A 2,521-nucleotide genomic window follows, 5' to 3' on the forward strand; every position below is an offset into this window, starting at 1 on the left:
GTGCGCCCATAAGGGGGCAAGGAAACACGGTGATTGCAAACCGTTAGGTCTGACCTAATGACCTAGTATCACTTGGCTAACCCTGAAAGGAAACTTTAAGGGGACAATAGCATGTCAAGAAAGCCGTAAGTTGGCTAAGTACCAAGCCACGACTGAACGGCAAGATATGATGCATGAATAAGGATGAAAGCTAGACTGCTTGAACGATAGCACTAGGGAGGCCACCGTAACTAGTTTCGGAAGGTACTTATAAACGAAACTCGACAGGAATCATAGAGGTATTGTATGTCATCTCTATGAATAGGTCGTCCTGTCGCCCACTTCTATATGGAAGCAACGTGTGAAACTCGCATCCGACATCATGCAGGCAAATTCCTTGCTCACTAAATGGGGATTGCCTAAGTCAGAATGCCACTATGGCTATTGAGGAGAACTTCAAGACCTAACGGTCAAGAAGTATGGCTTATGAATATCTGATAAGGCAACGGAGCTCTCGTAGTAGTCAGAGCTAGGGAAAGCCTAGTACAAGGCGAAGGAGAGCAGTCTGTCAGCTTACTACTAAATTGGGGAGGTGCGAAAGGCACTATGCAATGTCCAAAAGTAGTATTAAGCAATCTGCAAAGAAAGAGTCTTGATCAAAAATATAAGTATAAAAGGCTCTATCGTCAATTATACAATCCAGATTTCTTTTTACTTGCCTATGACAATTTAAGCAAAAATAATGGTGCTCTAACCCTTGGAGTAGACCAACGGTCTATTGATGGTTTTTCCATGGATCAGATTGACAAATTGATTAAGGTTTTAAGAAACAAGAGCTATCAACCCTATCCTTCTAAGAGGATTTATATCCCGAAGAAAAATGGCAAAAGACGACCATTGGGAATACCGAGCTTTTGCGACAAATTGGTCCAAGAAGTTATTCGTTTGATATTGGAGGCTATATTTGAACCCTCTTTCTCCTCCTCATCTCATGCCTATCAGGGGAAGAAGAGTTGCCACAGCGCCCTGTTAGAGATTAAACGTACGTTCACAGGGAGCAAATGGTTTGTGGAAGGGGATATCAAGGGATTTTTTGACAACATTGAACACCATACCCTCATAAAAATCCTAAGAAAAAGGATTGCTGATGAAGCATTCCTAGATCTTATATGGAAATTCCTGCGGGCTGGATATGTAGAGGAATGGAAGTTTCATCAAACATATAGTGGAGCGCCGCAAGGAGGAATCATTAGTCCCATACTCTCCAATATCTATTTAAACGAATTGGATACTTATATAAAAGAATATAGGGACCAATTTAATGTCGGAAGGAAACGTAGAAGAAACCCTAAATATCGACAATTAAGCTCAGAAAGTGCAGATATCCAGAAAGAAATAAAACAAGCCTATGAACAAGGAAATAACCAAGCTGTCGATGAGCTAAAGAAGCAACTAACACATGTTGAAGAAACCTTGCTTCGAACAAGCTACAGTAATCCCATGGATTCGGAATACCGAAGGTTATCATATGTTCGTTACGCAGATGATTTTCTTATCGGGATTATAGGATCAAAGAAGGATGCTAAACAGGTTAGGGATGATATTGCCACTTACTTGGCAAAAAAGTTAAATCTTGAGTTATCTATGGAAAAAACGTTAATTACCCATGCGTCCAACAAATCAGCACATTTTTTAGGGTATGAAATCGAAATCGTAAAAAACCATTCATTCCGTCGGAATCGTCTGGGAAGGAAGCAAAGGTTACTGAATGGGAAAGTGAAACTTAAAATGCCCCACAAGGCATGGGTAGACAAGCTCCAAAAATATAAAGCCATTAAAATGTGTGCTGATGGAACGTGGAAACCAAAATTCAGGGGCTACTTTCAACATAGTGAAGACATCGAAATTGTCGCACAATATAATAGTGAAATCAGAGGATTGTATAACTATTTTCGACTAGCTGAAAACGTGAGCAACCATATGCATCGCTTCTCTTATTTCATGTACTATTCGATGCTTAAAACTTTTGCATCAAAGTACAGAACTAATGCCAAACATATCCGAAAGAAATATGAAAAAAACAAAAAGTTCACTGTTGAATATCAAACCAGCAAAGGTACTCAACATATGCATTTTATTGATAGAAGATTTCCAAAAATAACAGGATTATCAAAAGAACAAATAGACCTTGAACCTAATACGCGGTACGTATTGAGTACTACAAAATTGTCTGATCGGATAAAGGCAGAAAGATGCGAGCTATGTAAAAGAGATGGAGTTACCATTCATATGCATCACGTAAAGAAATTAAAAAACCTCCGGGAAAAGTCGAAAAAATCATATCTCGAACAACAAATGATAGCTAGAAATCGTAAGACAATTGCTTTGTGTAAGGATTGTCATACCAAGAGACATAAAGGCGAGATATGAAGCAGATGACAGATGGAGAGCCGGATACATGGAGACGTGTAAGTCCGGTTCGGAGAGGAGCATCAGGAAACCTATCGCAGCAATGTGATAAGGCGCTGGATGCTTACTCTAC

At 39.6% G+C, this 2,521-nt stretch carries 1 protein-coding gene; it reads left to right on the plus strand.

All coding sequences use genetic code 11. The features are described 5' to 3' along the window. The first annotated feature begins 585 nt into the window (after positions 1 to 585). The gene (locus P855_RS0100665; protein ID WP_028781805.1) at positions 586 to 2,409 is read left to right on the plus strand and encodes a reverse transcriptase/maturase family protein; all 1,824 of its coding nucleotides are present in this window, start codon (positions 586 to 588) and stop codon (positions 2,407 to 2,409) included. The last annotated feature ends 112 nt before the right edge of the window (positions 2,410 to 2,521 follow it).

The sequence above is a fragment of the Thalassobacillus devorans MSP14 genome (assembly GCF_000496835.1).
In the GTDB taxonomy this organism is placed as follows: domain Bacteria; phylum Bacillota; class Bacilli; order Bacillales; family Halobacillaceae; genus Thalassobacillus; species Thalassobacillus devorans_B.

Excerpts from the sequence above, each read along its gene's own strand:
- P855_RS0100665 (WP_028781805.1), top strand. The coding sequence starts at position 586 with ATGCAATGTCCAAAAGTAGTATTAAGCAATCTGCAAAGAAAGAGTCTT.